This window comes from Ideonella sp. P3_A4, from assembly GCF_056403075.1.
In genome coordinates this window covers 1-18,163 of record NZ_JBFUGE010000074.1, presented here as the reverse complement: position 1 = coordinate 18,163, position 18,163 = coordinate 1, and the positions used below count along the sequence as shown (strand labels likewise).

Genomic DNA, 18,163 nt, shown 5'->3' with positions numbered 1-18,163 from the left:
GGGTAGACGTTGTAGCCGCCGGTGATGATCAGGTCCTTGCTGCGGCCGACGATGGTCACGTAGCCATCGGCATCGACCTTGCCGACATCGCCGGTCTTGAACCAGCCGTCGGTGGTGAACTCTTCTTTGGTCTTCTCAGGCATGCGCCAGTAGCCGGCGAACACGTTCGGCCCCTTGACCTCGATGCCACCGACCTCGCCTGCAGGCAACGCCTGGGCCTGGTCGTCGCGCACGCGCAAGCCCACGCCGGGCAAAGGGAAACCGACGGTGCCACCGCGCCGCTCGCCGTCTTCGGCACGGTACGGGTTCGAAGTCAGCATCACCGTTTCGCTCATGCCGTAGCGTTCGAGAATCGTGTGGCCGGTGCGCGTGCGCCAATCGTTGAAGGTCTCGATCAGCAAGGGCGCCGAGCCGCTGATGAACAAGCGCATGTGCTGGCAGGCGGCCTGCGTCAGCCCGGCCTCGCCGAGCAGGCGCACGTACAACGTCGGCACGCCCATGAAGACGGTGGCTTCGCCCAGACGCGCCAGCACCGCCCTCGGATCGAACTTGCTGAACCACAGCATCTTGCTGCCGTTCAGCAGCGCGCCATGCGAGGCGACAAACAGGCCGTGCACATGGAAGATGGGCAGCGCGTGGATCAGCACGTCCCCCTTCTGCCAAGCCCAGTAGTCCTTCAGGGTTTGCGCGTTCGACAGCAGGTTGCCATGCGTCAGCATCGCGCCCTTGCTGCGGCCGGTGGTGCCGCTGGTGTAGAGGATCGCGGCCAGGTCGTCGGTGCTCTTCGTGGCCGGCGTGTGGCTATCGGCGTGGAAAGCGGCGCGCTCCAGCAGCGTGCCGCTGCGGTCTTCATTCAATGTGAAGACGTGGGTCGTGCCGGCCTTGAAAGCGAGCCGGCTGATCCAGGTGAAGTTCTTGCCCGAGCAGACGACGACAGCGGGTTCGGCGTTGCCGATGAAGTACTCGATCTCGGCCGCTTGGTAGGCGGTGTTCAGCGGCAGGAACACGTGGCCGGCGCGCAGCACGCCGAGGTACAGCAGCAGCGCTTCGACGCTTTTCTCGACCTGCACGGCGATGCGGCTGGCCGGCGGCAGCGCGAGCGAATCCAGCAGGTTGGCGATGCGTGCGCTGGCGTGGTCCAGGTCGCGCCAGGTGTAGACGTGCGTGGTGTCGGGGCCGTCAACCGGCTCGATCGCGCAGCCATCCGGATCGGCCGGAAAGGCTTGGCGCAGGGCGGCGAAAAGATTCATGGCAAGGGCTTGTCGTGGTCGGGCGGCGGGGTGCCGCCAAAACGTGCCGGGCGTTTCTCGTTGAAGGCGGCCAGGCCTTCGCGGTGCTCGGCGGAAGGGGCGTAAGCGTAATGCGGCGCACGTTCATCCAGGCTGCTGCCATACGCGGGGCCGAACTGGCGCAGCGCGCGCTTGTTCAGGCGCAACGCTTGAGGCGACAGCGCCGCCATTGCCTCGGCACTGCGCCGCGCTTCGGTGGCCACTTTTTCGTCGGGCACCACCCGTGTCACCAAGCCGCGCTGGCGCGCCTCGTCGGCGTTGAGCACGCGTGCTTCCAGCAGCAGCTCACGCAGACAGGTCTCACCGATCACGCGGGCGACGATCTCGATCTCCAGCGGTGCCATCGGGAAGCCGAGCTTGGCGATCGGCACACCGAAGCGGCTTGATTCGCCGCACAGGCGGATGTCGCAGCAAGCCGCGATCTCGAGACCACCACCAACGCACGCGCCTTCGATCTGCGCGACCAGCGGGCGCTCGCAGTCGAGCAGCGCATTCAGCGCTGGCGCCACCACCTCTTCGTGGTAGTGCGCCAGCGTCTCGGCATCGAAGCGGAAGTCGGGGAACTCCTCGATGTCCGCCCCGGCGACGAAGCTGCCGCCATCGCCTTGCACGATCACGACCCGCGGGCCTTGCTCGGGCGGCAGGGCATTCAGCTCGTCAACCAGCGCGCGCAGGTCGCGCCACATCTGCACCGACAACGCATTCAGCTTGCCGGGGTGCGAGAACTGCAGGCGCGCAATGCCTTGCGCGTCGGCTTGGTGAAGAACAACGTGACCAGCCATCAGTCGAGCTTTGCACCAGAAGATTTGACGACCTCGGCCCAGCGGCTGGTTTCGCTGGCGACGAATTTGCCGAAGTCATTGCCCCACAGGTTCGGCATGGCGGTGCCCAGCCCCGTCCAGGCCGACTTGATCTCGTCGGTGGCGAAGGCTTTCTTCATCTCAGCCTGCATCGCGGCAATGGCCTCCTTCGGTGTGCCCTTGGGCGCCCACAGGCCATACCAGGTGGAGACCTGGTAGGTCGGCACGCCGCCTTCGATGCTGGTCGGCACATCGGGGAAGCCGGGGGCTCGCTTGTCTGATGCTACGGCCAGCGCCTTGATGCGGCCGCTCTTGATGTGGGTGGCGCTGGAGGCCAGGCCATCGAACATCAGGTCGACCTGGCCGGCCACCAGATCCTGCAGCGCCGGTCCGGCGCCGCGGTAGGGGATGTGGGTGATGAAGGTCTTGGTCTGCAGCTTGAACAGCTCACCGGCCAGGTGGTGCGAAGTGCCATTGCCGGCCGAGCCGTAGTTCAGCTTGCCGGGGTTGGCCCGCACGTAGTCGAGCAGGCCCTTCAGGTCGTTGACCGGCACCCGCTGCGGGTTGACGACGATGACCTGCGGCACGTTGGAGATCAGGCCGACCGGCACGAAGTCGGTGTCCAGGTGGTACTCGAGCTTGGGGTACATCGCCGGCGCGATCGCGTGGTGCACCGCGCCCATGAAGAAGGTGTAGCCGTCCGGCGCGGCGCGCGAGGCTATGGTGGCGCCCAGCGTGCCACCGGCGCCGCCCTTGTTGTCGATGATGAACTGCTTGCCGGTCTGCTTGGTCAACATCGCCGTCAACGGGCGCGCGAAAGCGTCGGTGCCACCGCCAGCGGGGAAGGGCACGATGATGGTCACCGGCTTGGCCGGCCAGGCGCTTGCCTGCGCCAGCGCCTGTGGTGCGGACATGGCCGCCGCCGCGGCAGCCAACGCGATCAGGGCCAAGCGGCGGGGGTGATGGGGCGTCATCGCATGTCTCCGTCAGTGGATCTAGTTAGGTACGCTCACAGCAGCCGCGAGATCGCGCGCGAATGCGCCACCTCACCGTGCACGAAGCGATCGTGGCAGGCGTCGATGTTCGCCAAGTCGTACAGGTAATTGACCATCAAGCCGGCCGACTGTTTCAGCCCCTTGGCGGACGGGTTGCCCTGCAGGTTCAGGCGTTCGAGCCGCGCGCCGTTGTCGAGGTGAAAGCGTGCCACCGGGTCGCCGCCGGGTTGGGGTGATTGATGCACCAGGTACAGCGCGGCCAGTTGCAGCAGAGCTTGCTGCGCCGGTTTGGTCAGCGCGGCGTGCGTTGCGGTCTGGGCCAAGCTGGCCAGGTCGCCACCACAGGCTTTCTGCAGGGTTTCGCGCGCCTGAGCCATTCGTTGGGCCAGCGCGGGCTTCAGGCCTGGCAGCGGCGTCGCGTCGCGCGTGGCCAGCAGCCACGCCATGAAGCCGGGGATCGGCGACAGCGTGCAGAAGGTCTTCAGCTGCGGCAGCTCGGCCTTTAACTCCTCGGCCACGCGCTTGATCAGGAAGTTGCCGAGCGACACGCCACGCAGCCCCGGTTGGCAGTTGCTGATGCTGTAGAACACGGCGACCTTGAAGCTGTCCGGCGACGGCGCTTGCGCCTTCTTGTCGATCAACGGCGGGATCGCCGCGGCCATCTCGGGCAGTAGCGCGACCTCGACGAAGATCAGAGGCTCTTCTGGCAGCTGCGGGTGGAAGAACGCGAAGCAGCGCCTATCGGGCAGCAGGCGGCGGCGCAGATCGTCCCAGCCGTCGATCTCGTGCACCGCCTCGTGGCGAATGATCTGCTCCAGCAACTGCGCCGGCGAGCGCCAGCTGACCTGGCGCATTTCGAGAAAGCCCGGGTTGAACCAGCTCGACAGCAGGTGCAGCAGATCGGCTTCGAGGGCGCGCCACTCGGGTTTCTTGGGCAGGCGTTCGAGCAGCGCGCGGCGGAGGCCGATCAACGCCGCCGTGCCACCCGTCGCGCGGTTGATGCGGCGAAACAGTTCTTGCCGACGCGGCTCGGTGTGTTCGATCAGCGCGATCAGGTGCGCCGCGTCCGGCTGCGCCGCATAGGCCTGTGCGCTGGCCAGCACGGCCGTCGGCTCAGGGCTGAAGTTGTCGGCCAGGTGGGCGAAGAAGCGGTCCAGTGCGGCGCTGCGGGTGCCGTCCTTGCGGCCCGGTTCAGCCAGCAGGTCTTGCAGGCGCTCGACGATCTGGCGCGCGATCTGCGTGCTGCTGGCTTCGCCGCGCTGCGACAGCAGGTGCTCGCACTCGGACGCGAGCGTCCGCAGGTCGTGGTCGGCGCCGCGGCGGCGCGCGGCTTCGCGCAGGCTGTCAACCAGCATCGGCGGGGCCTCCGGCGGTCAGTTGATCGGCGTTCGGATCGTTGTGTGGCGCCGCGTCGCGCTCCCTCGTTCGCAAAGCTTTCAGCGCCGCCAGCTGAGCCATCAGGTGGTCGTGCATCGTGCGCTCGGCGCGGGCGGCGTCGCCGGTCAGCATCGCGTCGATCAGCACGCGGTGTTCATTGATCGACGCATCGATGCGGCCCGGCAGCTTCAGCTGGCGGCCGCGCATCAGGCGCAGGAACTGGCGCAGGTCGCCGGTCGAGCGGTCGAGCCAGCGGTTGTGGGCCAGCTGCTGCACGAGGGTGTGGAACTCGTGGTTGGCGCGGTAGTAGCCGTCCCGGTCTTGCGCGGTGGCGTGGCGCTCCAGCTCGTCGTGCAGGCGRCGCAGCGTGGCGCGGTCGGCCGGCGTTGCGTTGCGTGTGGCCTCAAAGGCGCAGCGGCCTTCGAGCAGCGCCATCACCGGGAACAGCTGGTCGGCGTCGTCGTCACTCAGCTCGACCACCCGGCAGCCGCGCTGCGGCACCAGCTCGACCAGCCCTTCGGCGGCCAGCACCTTCAGCGCCTCGCGCAGCGGCGTGCGGCTGATCTGCCAGCCACTGGCCAGCGCCTTCTCGTCGATCCACTCGCCGGGCGCCAGTTGCCGCTCGAACACCATCGCCCGGAGGCGAGTGGCCACTTCGTCGTGAAGCGAGGTGCCACGGACCGGTGCCGTCGACGAAGAAGCCGCGGGGATGACCATGGCTGGGATCGTAATCCTGTAATTACAAGATTACAAGAGACTTTGCACGCTCCGACCTCTCAAAAGAACCACTTGCGCTTGGCCTCCCAAGCTCGCTGCTTTTGTAGTCGACGGGGGTGATCGGCCGGGAAACTCCMCGCAAAGACAAAGGGCCCGGCGAACCGGGCCCTTCAATCAGATCGGCGCAGTGCCGCTCGTCAGTCTTCTGACCCCAGGAAACCGTAGACCTTGGCACCAATCACCGCACCGACGATCGGCGCGACCCAGAACAGCCACAGCTGCTCGATCGCCCAACCACCGACAAACACGCCCACGCCAGTGGAGCGGGCCGGGTTMACCGAGGTGTTGGTGACCGGGATGCTGATCAGGTGGATCAGCGTCAGGGCCAAGCCGATCGCGATCGGCGCGAAGCCGGCCGGTGCGCGCTTGTCGGTGGCGCCGAGGATGACGATCAGGAAGAACGCCGTCATCACCACCTCGCAGACCAGCGCGGCCACCATCGAATACTGACCCGGCGAATGGGCGCCGTAGCCGTTCGAGGCAAAGCCACTGCCCGCCAAATCGAAACCCGCCTTGCCGCTGGCGATGACAAACAGCACACCACCGGCTGCCACCGCTCCCAAGACCTGGGCCACGATGTACGGCAGCAGTTTGGCCGCCGGGAAGCGACCACCCGCCCACAGGCCGATGCTGACCGCCGGGTTCAGATGACAGCCCGAGATATGGCCAATCGAATACGCCATCGTCAGCACGGTCAGCCCGAAGGCCAGCGAGACCCCGTGCAGCCCRATGCCAACACCCGGAAACGCCGCAGCGAGCACTGCGCTGCCGCAGCCTCCCAATACCAGCCAGAACGTGCCGATGAACTCGGCGCCATATGCTTTCATGTCCGCTCTCCTACCTGGTTAGTGACCCGGCGCGATTCTGGGCGACGCCGTGTGACAGCCACAAGCGCGGTCAAACCCTGCGAGGGGAAGGCCTGCGAAGGCCCACAAAGGCCAACGCGCGTGACGCGGGCCTGGTCAAGGCCTCACGCGCACGCGCGCAGAAGGTGAAAACGGAGAAGCGAAGCGACTTATTCGGGGGCGCAGTCGTCGGTGCCCGGCAGCGTCTGCGCGCAGACCTTCGAGAAGATGTGGTCGATGCGGACCATCAGCAGCGTGCGGTCGCCGGCGGCGGCCAGGCGGGCCGAGCGGAAGGCGTCGAACGACCATTCGTTCAGGTGCTTGGGCAGGTTCAGCGAGCGCAGAGCGCTGGTATTGCCGAACTGGCTGAGCAGCGAAACGGTGAACTTCGCGTCGGGCTGCATCACATGGTCGATATGGACCCCGCCGACAGCTTCGAGGTCGAAGGTGTCGCCGAAGGGCTGGTTCAGATCATTGTTCAGCGTGACCTTGAAGCCATCTACGCGGGCGAAATGGGTGCCTGCGCGGATCCGGAAGTGGTAGGGCTGGACGAAGTCGTAGGAAGCCATGCCGGAGCCGTCGTCATTGCGTTGCATGTACGAGGACGGTTGCTTGGTCTCATAGCTGTACGAGATCTTTACCGGCGTGCCTTCGGCCAGCGTCGTGCCGTCATCGAACACACCGCTTTCGGTCACCACGCCAGCCATGTGGTAGCGCACCAGCGCTGCCTGAGCTGACACACCCGCCAGCAGCGCGGATGCCGCTGCCACTGCCCAAACGACTTGCTTCATCTTCATGAGGAATGTCCCCTGTGTCTTTGACCCTGAGATTCCAGTGCCGATGATTTCCCGGCGAACGGAATTAGAAACGTCGCAACAGGCAGGCGCAACCCCAAATCTGCGCGACGCACAGTGCGGGTTTCTGCCAAATACTTCACAGCCTATGGCGAGGTAGGCCTCAAATGGCAGCAATTTCCGCCGATGCAAATTACCTGCGCGTGTAATCCATGTTGCAACGCACAGTTACAGCAAGCGGTATTCCCGGTGGGGTACTCGCAAACACCTAGGGTTCATACCTTCAGGCTAAACCCCAAGTCCAACTCGCCGGCAGGGATACACCCCGCCCGCTCGAGTTGTCCAGTAGGGATTCGGGCAGGCGGGCGGCTCAGCGCGATACGGCCACCGGCATGTGCTGCTCGGTGGTGTCCAGCACCGCTTCAGGCTCCTCGGCTTCRGCGTCGGTCTCGTTGTTCAGCTGTCGTTGCAGCCGCGCGGTGTCGAGGTCGCCCGTCCACTTGGCGACGACCACCGTGGCGACGCCGTTGCCGATCAGGTTCGTCAACGCACGCGCTTCGGACATGAAGCGATCGATGCCGAGGATCAGCGCCAGCCCGGCCACCGGCACGCCACCGACCGCCGACAACGTGGCGGCCAGCACGATGAAGCCGCTGCCGGTGACACCGGCAGCGCCCTTGCTGGTCAGCAGCAGCACGCCCAGCAAGGTCAGCTGCTGCATCAGCGTCATGGGCGTGTTGGTGGCTTGGGCGATGAACACCGCCGCCATCGTCAGGTAGATCGAGGTGCCGTCGAGGTTGAACGAATAACCGGTCGGGATGACCAGGCCGACGACCGACTTGCGCGCACCCAGGTTCTCCATCTTGGCCATCATGCGTGGCAGCACTGACTCGCTCGATGACGTGCCGAGCACGATCAACAGTTCTTCCTTGATGTACTTGATGAACTTCCAGACCGAGAAGCCGTGCAGCCGGGCGATCAGCCCCAGCACGACGAAGATGAAGACCAGGCAGGTCAGGTAGAACGTGCCCATCAGCTTGCCCAGCGACAGCAGCGAGCCGACGCCGTACTTGCCGATCGTGAACGCCATCGCGCCGAAGGCGCCGATCGGGGCGACCTTCATGATGATGCCGACGATCGAGAACAAGACGTGCGAGGTCTTCTCGATGATGTCGAACACGAGCGTGCCGCGACCGCCGAACTTGTGCAGCGCGAAGCCGAACATCACCGAAAACAACAACACCTGCAGGATCTCGCCCTTGGCGAAGGCATCGACCACCGTGCCGGGAATGACATTGAGCAAGAAGTCGACCGTGCCCTGCATCTTGCCTGGGCCGGTGTAGGCGGCGATGCCCTTGGTGTCCAGCGACGCCGCGTCGACATTCATGCCGGCGCCCGGCTGCACCAGGTTCACGATGACCAGGCCGACGATCAGCGCGATGCTGCTGACGACCTCGAAGTACAGCAGCGCCAGGCCACCGGTCTTGCCGACCTTCTTCATGTCCTCCATGCCGGCGATGCCGACGACCACGGTGCAGAAGATGATCGGTGCGATGATCATCTTGATCAGCTTGATGAACGCATCGCCGAACGGCTTCATCGCCTCGCCGGTGGCGGGCAGGAAGTGCCCCAGCGCCACCCCCATCACGATGGCGGTGATGACCTGGAAATACAGCGACTTGTAGATCGGCTTGTGGGCGGCCATGGCGGGCTCCGGCAGGCTGAGAAGGGCGCGAGTCTGCACCCCTTTGCCTTGGCCGGCGTCCGCAATTACCGCAATGCTGACGCGGCCACCAAGTGGTCTGTGGGCTTAGCGCAAGCCCTTGCGCACCACCAGCTTCAGTCCCGACCACACATCGCTGACCGCGCAGACTTTCACGTCCACCCAGCCCAGCGGCAGCGCCACCTCGCGGATCACGTCTTCGGTGATGTCGGTCGGCACCTTGCTCGACTTCTTCGGCCACGAAACCCACACCGTGGCGTCTGCGGCGAGTTGCTCGCGGTAGCGGCGCAGCGCTTCGGCCAGGTCGCGCTTGTCGTCGACGAACAGGTGGACCAGTGCGGTGTCCGCGCCAAGGCGGGCGCCGAACACCAAGCCTGCCGGGACAGGCGCCAGCCAGTCCCGATAACCCTCGGGCTCATTGACCACATGCAGCTTCATGCCGGGCTTCAGGCCCAGCTTGCCGGACAGCGGTGTGCCCGAATAGCCGGCTGAAGACGCGACCACGGCAGGTGCGACCTTCTTGGTTGCCGTGGCCTTGAGAGCCGGCGACGGTTGGGCGGCCTTCGCCGCCGCCTTCTTGGCCGTCGCACTGCTTTCAATCCGCGGCACCTCGTCCAGCAACCGCGCCAGCGTCTTCGGCGCGCTGAGCAAATAGCTCAGCCGGATCGCGCTCTCGACATCGCGCCAGTCGATCGTCTTGCGATCGAGCCGGATGCCGAACCAGCCGCGGTGGTGGATGTAAGCCGGCAGCGTGTAGCGCTCGGGATCACGCGCCACACGGTCGACGTTCTCGCCCCACTCGCCTTTGCAGCAGATGCAGACGATGCCGTCGCCGTGGTGATCGTCCAGGTAATAGGCGAAGACCTTCTTGCGCACGCGGAAGTCGGCATGCTGCCCTTGCAGGGCGCGCTCGGCCTCGGGCATAGCGAGACACAACGCGCTGACCCGCGTCAGCCGCGGGTCTTCGACGGCCGGTGGCGGGGCATTCCTATTCCCCATCGCGCATGTCCATCGCGCGGCGCACAGTGGCGGCCTTGAAGGCCTCCCACTCGGTGTCACTCATCGGCCGGCTCGAGATGCGGCTCAGCTTGAAGCTCTTCCAGTCCGGGTTGTCGGGCAAGGGGTGTTCGAAGCGCTCGATCAGGCCGTCCTTTGCGTTGATCCATAGCGTGCCCTTGATGTTCTTGAATGCCGGGCCGCTGACCTCGAAGCGGTGGCACGGGATCTCGTCGAGCTCTTCGTCGCGCACGAAATGGAACCGCGCCTTGCCCTTGTAGACGAAGCCGCCGAGCATCTCGCCCGCGTCGGGCTTGAGCTTGGTCTTCAGGAACGTGAAGTCAGGGTCGATGATGCCGACCTCGAAGTCGCGCCGCGGGTCCTTCAGATGCGGCAGCGTGGCGTTCAGGCCGCTCAGGTCGAAGTTGTAGATGTGCGCCGGCCAGTGTCCGGGCGTCACCGGCAGTTTGGTGTTGGCCACTTGCGCCACCAGGCGGCGCTGTGCCGCGTCGGGCTCCATTTCCATCTGCTGTCGCTGGGTGCCCGATTCGAGCCGGTTGAACGACTTCATGCGCGACTCGCTCAAGGTCGCCGGGTCCAGCTCGGCCTGCACCAGCGCGAGGTACTGGCCGTCGGCCTCTACCTTCAGCACCTCCATCATCAGCGGCGCCGAGAAGTGCACCGACAGCACCAGCCGCCGGCTGCCGTCGAGGTTGGACTTCACGTAGTGCACCACTTGGCCGACCGGTGCCCGCTCGGGCTTGAACTCGTAGTCCGACAGCGACGAACCGGGTTCGGTCTTGGGCGCGGCCAGGGCCATTAGCGGCGCGGCCAGCAGGCCGGCGAGGGCGGAGCGATAGAAGGTCGGGAGACGCATCGTCAAGGGTCTCTCTCGGGACAGGTGATCAACGATTCAGCGCGATTGTGCGCCGGTGGGCTTTCGGTGTGGCACGGTGCCGGTTACGGTGGAAGGCGCCTCGAGTACATGCAACATAGGGGTTACGTGCCGCATGGCGATGTGAACAATCGCCGGCGGTGCCGTGGGCGCCGAAACCTTTGAACCACCCTGGGGGAACAAATGTCGACACATTCGAAATCGAATCTTGCCGGCGCTGCCCGGCTCGGAGCGGGCATGGCGCTGGGGGCCTTGGCGCTGGCCGCGCACGCCCTGCCGTCGTACGACTGCCGGCGCCTGGAGGATTACAGCAGCGGCACCGGCTCCTGGCCCGCCAAGCTGAACAATGTCGGCCAGGCCATCGGCACGGTGGCCTACAACGACCCATTCGGGTTGGGGTGGAACAAGAAGGGCCAGCTCACGGCAACCTACAAGGCGCCCGGCGCCGGCGTGACCTGGAACGAGATGACCGGCATCAATGACGACGGCATCGTGGTCGGCACCGGATGGGCCGGCTACACCGGGCCGGACCCCAAGCCCGAAGCGGTCGTTTGGAAGAACGGCCAACCCACCGTGCTGCCCACCTTCCCCGGTGGCACGGCCGTGGCCGAAGGCATCAACCGCAGCGGCCAGATTGTGGGCACGCGTTACCTCGACGGCAGCCCAGCCGTCGCCACCGTGTGGACGAATGAAGAACCCGTCGCGCTGCCGCCGCTGGTGGAGGGGCACTCTGCCAACGCGGTCGCGATCAATCGGCGCGGCGAAGTGGCCGGGACCGCCGAGACGRCAGTGGCTGGCGTCAGCCACGCCGTCCGCTGGCGCGACGGCGTGGCCATCGACCTCGGCACGCTCAAAGGCTGGGACGAGTCGTGGACGACGGGCATCAACGATGCTGGCGTCATCATCGGCGTCAGCTGGAAACCTGGCACGGTTCGCGCCACGGTGTGGAAGGGCAACAAGCCTCAAGCGTTGCCACAGCCGCCGCACTCCGACTCCAGCACGCCCTTGGGTATCAATCGCAGCGGAGAGATCGTCGGCCGCGCCGGGATCAACGGCTACGAGCCGATGTACTGGGCCAGCGTCGATGCGGAACCGGTCGAGATCAACCAGCTGATCGGGAGGTCTTGCGCCAGCCCGGAGGGTCACCTGGTGACGATCACCATGGTCGAAGCCATCAACGACCACGGCGCCGTCCTCGGCTGGGGCTCGTGGCGGCCGCAAGGAGCACCAGCCCCGCAGATCGCCGCGTTCAAGCTGGTACCGATCGTGGCTTCGAAGGCGTCTGCCCACAGCCAACGCTGAAGCCCTCCACACACGGCCTCGGTCATTGGATGGCCGACGCCGTGCGCTCCCAGCGCGGCAGCCAATGGCCGGTGATGTCGGCTGACAGCAAGATGTGATGGGCCCGGCCGATCAGCAGCCGGCGCGGCACCGGGCCGATGAAGCGCGAGTCTTCGCTGTTGTCGCGGTTGTCGCCCAGCATGAAGTACTGGTCGGCCGGCAGCTTCAGCGGCCCGAAGTCGCGCCGCGCTCCCACCTGAGGCAGGATCTGCACCCGCCGGCGGCTACCGGCCACCTGCTCCGTGGCGCGGATCGCCGACACGCTGACATCGCCAGGCAGCGCTTCCGTCGCGGGCGCCATGTCGGTGTACTCGGCCTGCTCGCCGTTGACGAACAGCACCTCGTCGCGCATCTGCACCACATCGCCCGGGATGCCAACGATGCGCTTGATCAGCCGCGTGCCGTCCTTCGGTGAACTGAAGGTCACCACGTCGCCACGCTGCGGGTCGCCGAGACGCGCTACCGACCAGTCGGTCAACGGCACCTTCGCGTCGAAGGCCAGCCGGTTCACGAACACCACGTCGCCTTCGAGGATCGTCGGCTTCATCGAGCCGGTCGGGATCGGGTTCCAGTCGGCCACGGCGGTGCGCAGGAAGCCGAAACACAGCAGAAACAGCAGGAAGCCGCGGTTGTCCTTCAGCCACTTTTTCATCGGAACCTCGGTGGGTGGATCACAGGAAGCCCGAATTTTGCGAAGCGTTCAGTCCAACTGGGCTGGGCAAGCGACGAAACGCGGCCCTCGTTGACATGAGCGRCAGCGTGGGGCGATGAGTGGCTGGTGCACGATCGGGCCGCCGCGGGCTTGGTGAATGCACGCTGCCCGGCGCCCGGCCGCTCAGGCAACATCGCTGGCAAACCAGCCACCGGCACGCGTGGCGAGCGCGGAGGGATCCCGCATGTCCGAGCTTCGACAACAACCGGCGGCCACCGGCCCGCCACAGCGCGCACCACGATGGTGGCATGGGGTGAGCCGTTGGCGTGCCTTGTTCGGCGCCCTGGCTTTGCTGTGCGCAGCAATGCCCACGCGCGCGTTCGACGAGGCGGCGCTCAGCACCGAGCTGACGCAGCTGCTGGCCGACGAGCACGTGGCCGGCGCAACCTACGCGCTGGTCGCCGACGGCGAGGTGCTGGTCGGCGCCGTGGGGCTGGCGCACGTGCCGACCGCGACGGCGCTGACGCCTGCGGCCAAAGTGCATGTGGGCTCGTTGACCAAGACCGTGCTAGCGCTTGGCGCGCTGCGGCTGGTCACCGAACACCGGCTCGACCTGGACGCGCCGGTCGAGCGCTACCTGCCGAACCTGCGGTTCCTGAACCCGTGGCAGGTCAGCAGCCCGGTGCGCGTGCGCCACCTGCTGGACCACACCTCGGGCCTGGAGGACTTGCGCCTCTGGCAGGCCTTCAGCGCCGCCAATTCGCCCGACATGCCACTGGCCGATGCTTTTGCCCGCGACCGCGACGTCCTCAAGATTCGCACCGAACCGGGCCACCGGTTCTCTTACTCCAACATGGGCTACACCGTGCTGGCGATGGTGATCGAGGCGGTGGTTGGCGAGCGCTACGAAACCTGGGCCGAGCGTGCGCTGCTGCAGCCATTGGGCATGACCCACAGCAGCCTGCGGTTCACGACGCAGCTGGGTGTCGGTGCCGAGCCGGGGCTGGCCTGGGGGCACCACAGCGATCTGAGCGCGGTGGCCGCGCTGCCGATCGCCGTGCGGCCCGCTGGGCAGTTCACCACCACCGCGGCCGACATGGCGCAGTTGGCGCGCTTCATGCTGGGCGATGGCCGGTTGCCGGGTGTCGTTGATGGTGCACCCTTCATCACGCCCGCGCTGCTGCGCGCGATGGGCCAGCCTTCGACCACCGATGCCGCGCAGGCAGGCCTTCACGTGGGCTACGGTCTGGGCCTGTCGACGCGCGACCGGCATGGTGTGACGGGGCTATGCCACGCCGGCAGCGTCACCGGCTACCGCGGCATGTTGTGCTTGTTCCCACCGCAGCAGCGCGCGTTCTTCATCGCCATCAACACCGACAGCCCGACCGCGCGCTACGACCGCTTCGACGAGGCGCTGATCCGCCAACTGGGATTGCCGGCTCGCATGCCCGCCCCAGGCCCCACCGCCCTGGCCGACGACTGGGCCGGCCGCTACGTGCCGGCCCCCAGCCGCTTCGAGCCGCTGCGCCTGCTGGACGCCCTGGGCAGCAGCTGGGTCGTGCGCGCCGGCGAATCAGGCGCCTCGCTGAAGCGCCCAGGCAGTGACACGGTGTTGCTGCACCAGGCTGACGGCACCCTCTATCGCCTGGGCGACCGGGTCGCGCCATCGCATGTCTTCATTGCCGGCCCCGACGGCGAGCGCACGCTGAGCGACGGTCTGCGCTCGCTGCACCGTGTGCCGGCGGTCTGGTTCTATGCGCTCTGGGCCAGCGTGATCCTGGGCGTGGCGGGGCTGCTCCATGCGCTGCTGGCCACGCCAGTTCGCCGCGCCCGGTGGGGCGGCAGCCTGGGCCAGCCGGCCTTCTTGGCGGCACTGCTGTTGTTGCTGCCGATCCCGATGTTCCTGCTGCAGCCGTTAGCGGCCATCGGCGATTTCACGCTCGCCAGTGGCAGCCTGTTCGCCGTGACCCTCGCGCTGCCGCTGCTGATGTTGGCGCATGTCGCTTGGGTGCTGTGGTTGCGCACGGTTGGCTGGCGGCACGATCTCGTGATGGTCGCCTGCGTGCTGCAGCTGTGCGTGCTGCTCGCGTGCTGGGGCGTGTGGCCAGTCGCGCTCTGGCGCTGAACCCCTGACCGCGTCGGCCGCGGCCGGCATACCAATGCCGCCATTGCGGTTGATGGCTTCTGCCGATACTTCGCGGCACCCTGGAGGGAACGCCGCCACACCGCATGGCGGCGGGTTGATTCTGTTCTCAACCCACAGGGAGACCGCCTCATGTTGTTTCAGACTCGGCCCGCTTGGCGGGCGCCGCTGATCGCGGCCATGGTGTCTTTGCTCGGCGGTCTCGCGACCGTCGCGATGGCGCAGGAAGAAGACTTTGCCGCGCTCGTCAAACGCCTGACGCAGGAAAAGCCCCAGTTCGCCAAGCGCCAGCAAGACCTGCTGGCGCAGCGCTACGACATGTCTGACCGACCAGCGGCCGGTGTGACGATGGCGCGCGGCAAGCCCGTTCAAGACGGTGTGCGCGTTCGATTGCCGGCAGGCGTGACGTGGGAGCAACTGGCCGCGCTGTCGCCGGCCGAGATCAAAGCTCGCAAGCTCTGGCCAGCCGGCTTCTTGCCGCTGCCGCACCCGCACCACGAAGCCGGCGGCATGATCTTTCCGCAGCCGCTGATCGACGAGACCAAGCGCCAGACCGGCCGCGACCTGACCCGCTTCGACCTCGACTTCGACCTGCCGCAGCACCTGCTGCCCGAGTTCCCGGCACCGATCTTCCTGGCGACCCGCCCTGACCTGGGCGATGTGTCCAAGGGCCAGCTCGTCACGCTGGACAACTTCGAGAAGCTGTTCAAGGACGCGCTGAACCCGAAGCAGCTGGAAGGCCTGCGCCTGCTCGTCACGCCGTTCCCGCAACAGCAGTTCAACCTGACGGATGACAGGCGCTCACTGCGGCCGCACATGGGCGTGGCCTGCTTCGATTGCCATGCCAACGGCCACAGCACCTCAGCGACGCACACGGTGGGCGACATCCGGCCCGACGACCTGCGCCACCGCATCGACACACCCTCACTGCGCGGCGTCAGCGTGCAGCGGCTGTTTGGCTCGCAACGGGCGCTGAAATCGGTCGAGGACTTCACCGAGTTCGAGCAACGCGCCGCCTACTTCGACGGCGACCACACCAGGGCCGCGCGCAAAGGCGTGAACCCGCTCGAGCGTGGCAGTCAGGTGCACTTCATGGGCGAGTTCCAGAACCTGCTGGACTTTCCGCCGGCACCGAAGCTGAACGTCTTCGGCCGGCTCGACCCGGCGCTGGCCAGCCAGGCCGAGCTGCGTGGTGAAAAGGTGTTCCACGGCAAAGGCCAGTGCGTGGCCTGCCACGCGCCGCCTTACTACACCGACAACCTGATGCACAACCTGCGCACCGAGCGCTTCTACACCGAAGGCTTCACGATCAATGGCCGCCGTGTCATGCAAGATGGCCCGATCAAGACCTTCCCGCTGCGTGGCATCAAGGACTCGCCACCGTACCTGCACGACGACCGGCTGATGACGCTGGACGACTCGGTCGAATTCTTCAACCTCGTGCTGGGCACCAAGCTCGAAGCGCAGGAGAAGAAAGACCTGGTGGCCTTCTTGCGTACGCTGTAGGCCGCGTCAGCTCTGCGCACGGCGCTCAGCGACGCGCCGGGCGGTAGATGCAGGAGGCGGGAAGGGCGCCGACATCGCCGCCACTTCTTCATTCATCCACGTGGTGAAGGCCTGGACCTTGGCCGACGGGGCGCGCCCTGCGGCCACGACGACGCGGTAACCGTAGCCATTGGGCAGCGGTGCGCCGTCGCACAGCACGAGCCGGCCTTGCAGCAGGTCTTCGCAGGCGAGCGCGTAGGGCGCCAGCGCGACCCCGTGGCCGGCCACCGCCGCCTGCACCAGCAGCCCACCGTGGCTGTAGCTGCGCGAAAAGTCGAGCCGGCGTGAGCGCACGCCGCTGGCCTCCAGCACGCGCAGCCAGGGCTCGGGTGTGCCTTCAAACAGCAGCGGCTGGCGCAGCAGCGTGGCAAGCTTCGGCGGCTTTGCAGCGTTTGCAGGCAACAGCGTGGGGCTGACGACGGCTACCAACCGCTCGCGGTAGGCCAGCGTGTTGTCATCGGGCAAGGCTGCGACATAACGCAGCGCGACATCACAGCGCCCTTCGGCCAGGTCGACGACCTGATCGCTCGCCTCGACGCGGATGTCGATCGCCGGGTGCAGCGCGGTGAACCGGTGCAGCCGCGGCACCAGCCACTTCATCGCGAACGAGTGGGTCGTGCTGATGCGCAGCAGCGCGGCCGGGTCGTCCTGCCGCAGCGCAGTCACCTGGCGGCCCAGCTCCGTCAACAGCTTCGTGACCGTCGCAGCCAGCTCGCGGCCCTGGTCGGTGATCGAGATGTGGCGCGCATGGCGCTCGAACAGCGCGAAGCCCAACGTGGCCTCCAGCTGCTTGATCTGTTGGCTGACGGCCGACGGCGTCTTGTGCAGCTCGGCCGCGGCCAGCCGGATGCTGCCCCAGCGGGCAGCGCATTCGAACTCGATCAGGCCGGACAAGGTGGGCAACGCCAAGGTCATGGGCTGAGCATAAGAATTTCAGATGCAAGTGGCAAGGAATTCGCGTTTGTGGCTTGAGGCATGCGCAAGCAACATGCCGGCATTGGAAAACAGGCGGCACGGCTCATGAAACAGAATGTCTTGGTCATCGGTGGCACGCGCTTCTTCGGCAGGCTGCTGGTCGAGGGCTTGCTCGAGGCGGGGCACGCGGTCACCATCGCGACGCGAGGGCAAGCGCCCGACACCTTCGGCACCCGCGTGCGCCGCCTGCGTGTCGACCGGCGCGACGCGGCGGCGATGGCGCGCGTCTTTGCCGACGAGCCGGGCTTCGACCTGGTCTACGACCAGATGTGCTACAGCCCGCTCGACGCCGCGATCTCGGCCGACACCTTTGCCGGCAAGGTGGGCCGTTACGTGATGGCCTCGACCATCGAGGTCTACAACCATCTTCACGGCCAGGTCGATCGCCCGCTGCGCGAAGACGATGTAGACCTGGCCCGCGAACCGGTCGACATGGCCTACCCCTGGCATGCGCCGGATGTGGCTGACGCCGCGTACGGGCGCGGCAAGCGGCAGGCCGAAGCGTTCTTCCACCAGGACGGTCGGCTGCCGGTGGTCAGCGTGCGCATCGGCCATGTGCTGGCGGGGCCAGAAGATTTCACCGGCCGTCTGCAGAGCTATGTCCAGCGGGTGTTGGCGCGGCAGCCGCTGTGGCATGCCGCGGCGCCGGGGCGAAGTTTCTTCATCAGCGCACCAGGCATCGCGGCCTTCTTGCTGTGGGCTGGTCAGTCGAACGCGCTCGGCCCGATCAACGCCGCCGCGCGCGGCCCGCTGTCGGCGTTGGACATCCACCTGCGCGTGGCGCAACTGCTGCAGTTGCCAGCCGAGGCGCGACCGGTGCGCAGTTCGGTGCTGCCGTCAGAACTGAGTCCATACGACTTCCCGTCACGCTACGAGATGGACGTGTCGCACGCCGAATCGCTGGGCCACCGCTTCGACCACAGCGCCGACTGGCTCGACGCGCTGATTCTTCAGCACGCCGAGGCGCTGGCGACTGCCCCTGCGATGGCGGGTTGAGCGCGATGGTCGGCTTGCAC

16 protein-coding genes are annotated in these 18,163 nt (G+C 66.7%); 4 read left to right on the top strand and 12 right to left on the bottom strand.

The features are described from left to right. The 10 genes from AC1DYI_RS10120 to AC1DYI_RS10075 all read right to left on the bottom strand — a co-directional run. The coding region (locus AC1DYI_RS10120) for an AMP-binding protein (protein WP_477203975.1) at positions 1–1,250 on the bottom strand (1,250 nt) is incomplete at its 3' end. After that, a complete protein-coding gene (locus tag AC1DYI_RS10115) occupies positions 1,247–2,071 on the bottom strand; it encodes an enoyl-CoA hydratase/isomerase family protein (RefSeq protein ID WP_477203974.1) in 825 nt (274 codons plus the stop codon). The genes AC1DYI_RS10120 and AC1DYI_RS10115, both read right to left, overlap by 4 nt. Beyond that, positions 2,071–3,063 carry a Bug family tripartite tricarboxylate transporter substrate binding protein gene (locus AC1DYI_RS10110; protein WP_477203973.1) on the bottom strand — a complete coding sequence of 331 codons (993 nt, stop codon included), beginning with the start codon at positions 3,061–3,063 and terminating at the stop codon, positions 2,071–2,073. The genes AC1DYI_RS10115 and AC1DYI_RS10110 overlap by 1 nt, the downstream gene beginning before the upstream one ends. A gap of 35 nt (positions 3,064–3,098) precedes the next feature. Then, positions 3,099–4,439: a malonyl-CoA decarboxylase domain-containing protein gene (locus tag AC1DYI_RS10105; protein WP_477203972.1), complete on the bottom strand. Its 1,341-nt coding sequence runs from the start codon at positions 4,437–4,439 to the stop codon at positions 3,099–3,101. Beyond that, positions 4,429–5,115, bottom strand: a complete 687-nt coding sequence (locus AC1DYI_RS10100; RefSeq protein WP_477203971.1) for a GntR family transcriptional regulator — start codon at positions 5,113–5,115, stop codon at positions 4,429–4,431. Before AC1DYI_RS10100 ends, AC1DYI_RS10105 begins: the two co-directional genes overlap by 11 nt. Before the next feature lie 260 nt (positions 5,116–5,375). Continuing rightward, a complete protein-coding gene (aqpZ, locus tag AC1DYI_RS10095; protein WP_477203970.1) occupies positions 5,376–6,065 on the bottom strand; it encodes an aquaporin Z in 690 nt (229 codons plus the stop codon). Positions 6,066–6,253: 188 nt separating this feature from the next. Continuing rightward, entirely contained in the window at positions 6,254–6,880 is a 627-nt protein-coding gene (locus AC1DYI_RS10090) for a hypothetical protein (protein ID WP_477203969.1), read from the bottom strand. 367 nt (positions 6,881–7,247) lie between these two features. Then, on the bottom strand, positions 7,248–8,582 hold the full coding sequence (locus AC1DYI_RS10085) for a dicarboxylate/amino acid:cation symporter (RefSeq protein ID WP_477203968.1): 1,335 nt from the start codon (positions 8,580–8,582) through the stop codon (positions 7,248–7,250). Between the two features lie 105 nt (positions 8,583–8,687). Then, positions 8,688–9,599 carry a DUF3052 family protein gene (locus tag AC1DYI_RS10080; protein WP_477203967.1) on the bottom strand — a complete coding sequence of 304 codons (912 nt, stop codon included), beginning with the start codon at positions 9,597–9,599 and terminating at the stop codon, positions 8,688–8,690. Then, a complete protein-coding gene (locus AC1DYI_RS10075; RefSeq protein ID WP_477203966.1) occupies positions 9,589–10,479 on the bottom strand; it encodes a hypothetical protein in 891 nt (296 codons plus the stop codon). Before AC1DYI_RS10075 ends, AC1DYI_RS10080 begins: the two co-directional genes overlap by 11 nt. 195 nt (positions 10,480–10,674) lie before the next feature. On the opposite strand from AC1DYI_RS10075, the gene AC1DYI_RS10070 reads away from it, so the two are divergent. After that, on the top strand, positions 10,675–11,793 hold the full coding sequence (locus AC1DYI_RS10070; protein ID WP_477203965.1) for a hypothetical protein: 1,119 nt from the start codon (positions 10,675–10,677) through the stop codon (positions 11,791–11,793). A gap of 22 nt (positions 11,794–11,815) precedes the next feature. Here the strand turns inward: AC1DYI_RS10070 and lepB are convergent, their stop codons facing one another. Beyond that, the gene (gene lepB, locus AC1DYI_RS10065) at positions 11,816–12,484 is read right to left on the bottom strand and encodes a signal peptidase I (RefSeq protein ID WP_477203964.1); all 669 of its coding nucleotides are present in this window, start codon (positions 12,482–12,484) and stop codon (positions 11,816–11,818) included. Between the two features lie 244 nt (positions 12,485–12,728). Here lepB and AC1DYI_RS10060 point away from each other — a divergent pair, with 244 nt between their 5' ends. Both AC1DYI_RS10060 and AC1DYI_RS10055 read left to right on the top strand, forming a co-directional pair. Beyond that, on the top strand, positions 12,729–14,609 hold the full coding sequence (locus tag AC1DYI_RS10060) for a serine hydrolase domain-containing protein (RefSeq protein WP_477203963.1): 1,881 nt from the start codon (positions 12,729–12,731) through the stop codon (positions 14,607–14,609). Positions 14,610–14,759: 150 nt separating this feature from the next. Continuing rightward, a complete protein-coding gene (locus AC1DYI_RS10055) occupies positions 14,760–16,133 on the top strand; it encodes a hypothetical protein (protein WP_477203962.1) in 1,374 nt (457 codons plus the stop codon). A gap of 6 nt (positions 16,134–16,139) precedes the next feature. On the opposite strand, the gene AC1DYI_RS10050 is transcribed toward AC1DYI_RS10055, so the two are convergent. Beyond that, complete coding sequence (locus AC1DYI_RS10050; protein ID WP_477203961.1) at positions 16,140–17,087, bottom strand: LysR substrate-binding domain-containing protein; 948 nt, start codon at positions 17,085–17,087, stop codon at positions 16,140–16,142. Positions 17,088–17,192: 105 nt separating this feature from the next. On the opposite strand from AC1DYI_RS10050, the gene AC1DYI_RS10045 reads away from it, so the two are divergent. After that, a complete protein-coding gene (locus tag AC1DYI_RS10045) occupies positions 17,193–18,143 on the top strand; it encodes an NAD-dependent epimerase/dehydratase family protein (RefSeq protein ID WP_477203960.1) in 951 nt (316 codons plus the stop codon). Positions 18,144–18,163: the final 20 nt, after the last annotated feature.

Coding starts and splice junctions, on each gene's coding strand:
- AC1DYI_RS10115 (WP_477203974.1), bottom strand. CDS start 2,071: ATGGCTGGTCACGTTGTTCTTCACCAAGCCGACGCGCAAGGCATTGCG.
- AC1DYI_RS10110 (WP_477203973.1), bottom strand. CDS start 3,063: ATGACGCCCCATCACCCCCGCCGCTTGGCCCTGATCGCGTTGGCTGCC.
- AC1DYI_RS10105 (WP_477203972.1), bottom strand. CDS start 4,439: ATGCTGGTTGACAGCCTGCGCGAAGCCGCGCGCCGCCGCGGCGCCGAC.
- AC1DYI_RS10090 (WP_477203969.1), bottom strand. CDS start 6,880: ATGAAGATGAAGCAAGTCGTTTGGGCAGTGGCAGCGGCATCCGCGCTG.
- AC1DYI_RS10080 (WP_477203967.1), bottom strand. CDS start 9,599: ATGGGGAATAGGAATGCCCCGCCACCGGCCGTCGAAGACCCGCGGCTG.
- lepB (WP_477203964.1), bottom strand. CDS start 12,484: ATGAAAAAGTGGCTGAAGGACAACCGCGGCTTCCTGCTGTTTCTGCTG.
- AC1DYI_RS10060 (WP_477203963.1), top strand. CDS start 12,729: ATGTCCGAGCTTCGACAACAACCGGCGGCCACCGGCCCGCCACAGCGC.
- AC1DYI_RS10055 (WP_477203962.1), top strand. CDS start 14,760: ATGTTGTTTCAGACTCGGCCCGCTTGGCGGGCGCCGCTGATCGCGGCC.
- AC1DYI_RS10050 (WP_477203961.1), bottom strand. CDS start 17,087: ATGACCTTGGCGTTGCCCACCTTGTCCGGCCTGATCGAGTTCGAATGC.
- AC1DYI_RS10045 (WP_477203960.1), top strand. CDS start 17,193: ATGAAACAGAATGTCTTGGTCATCGGTGGCACGCGCTTCTTCGGCAGG.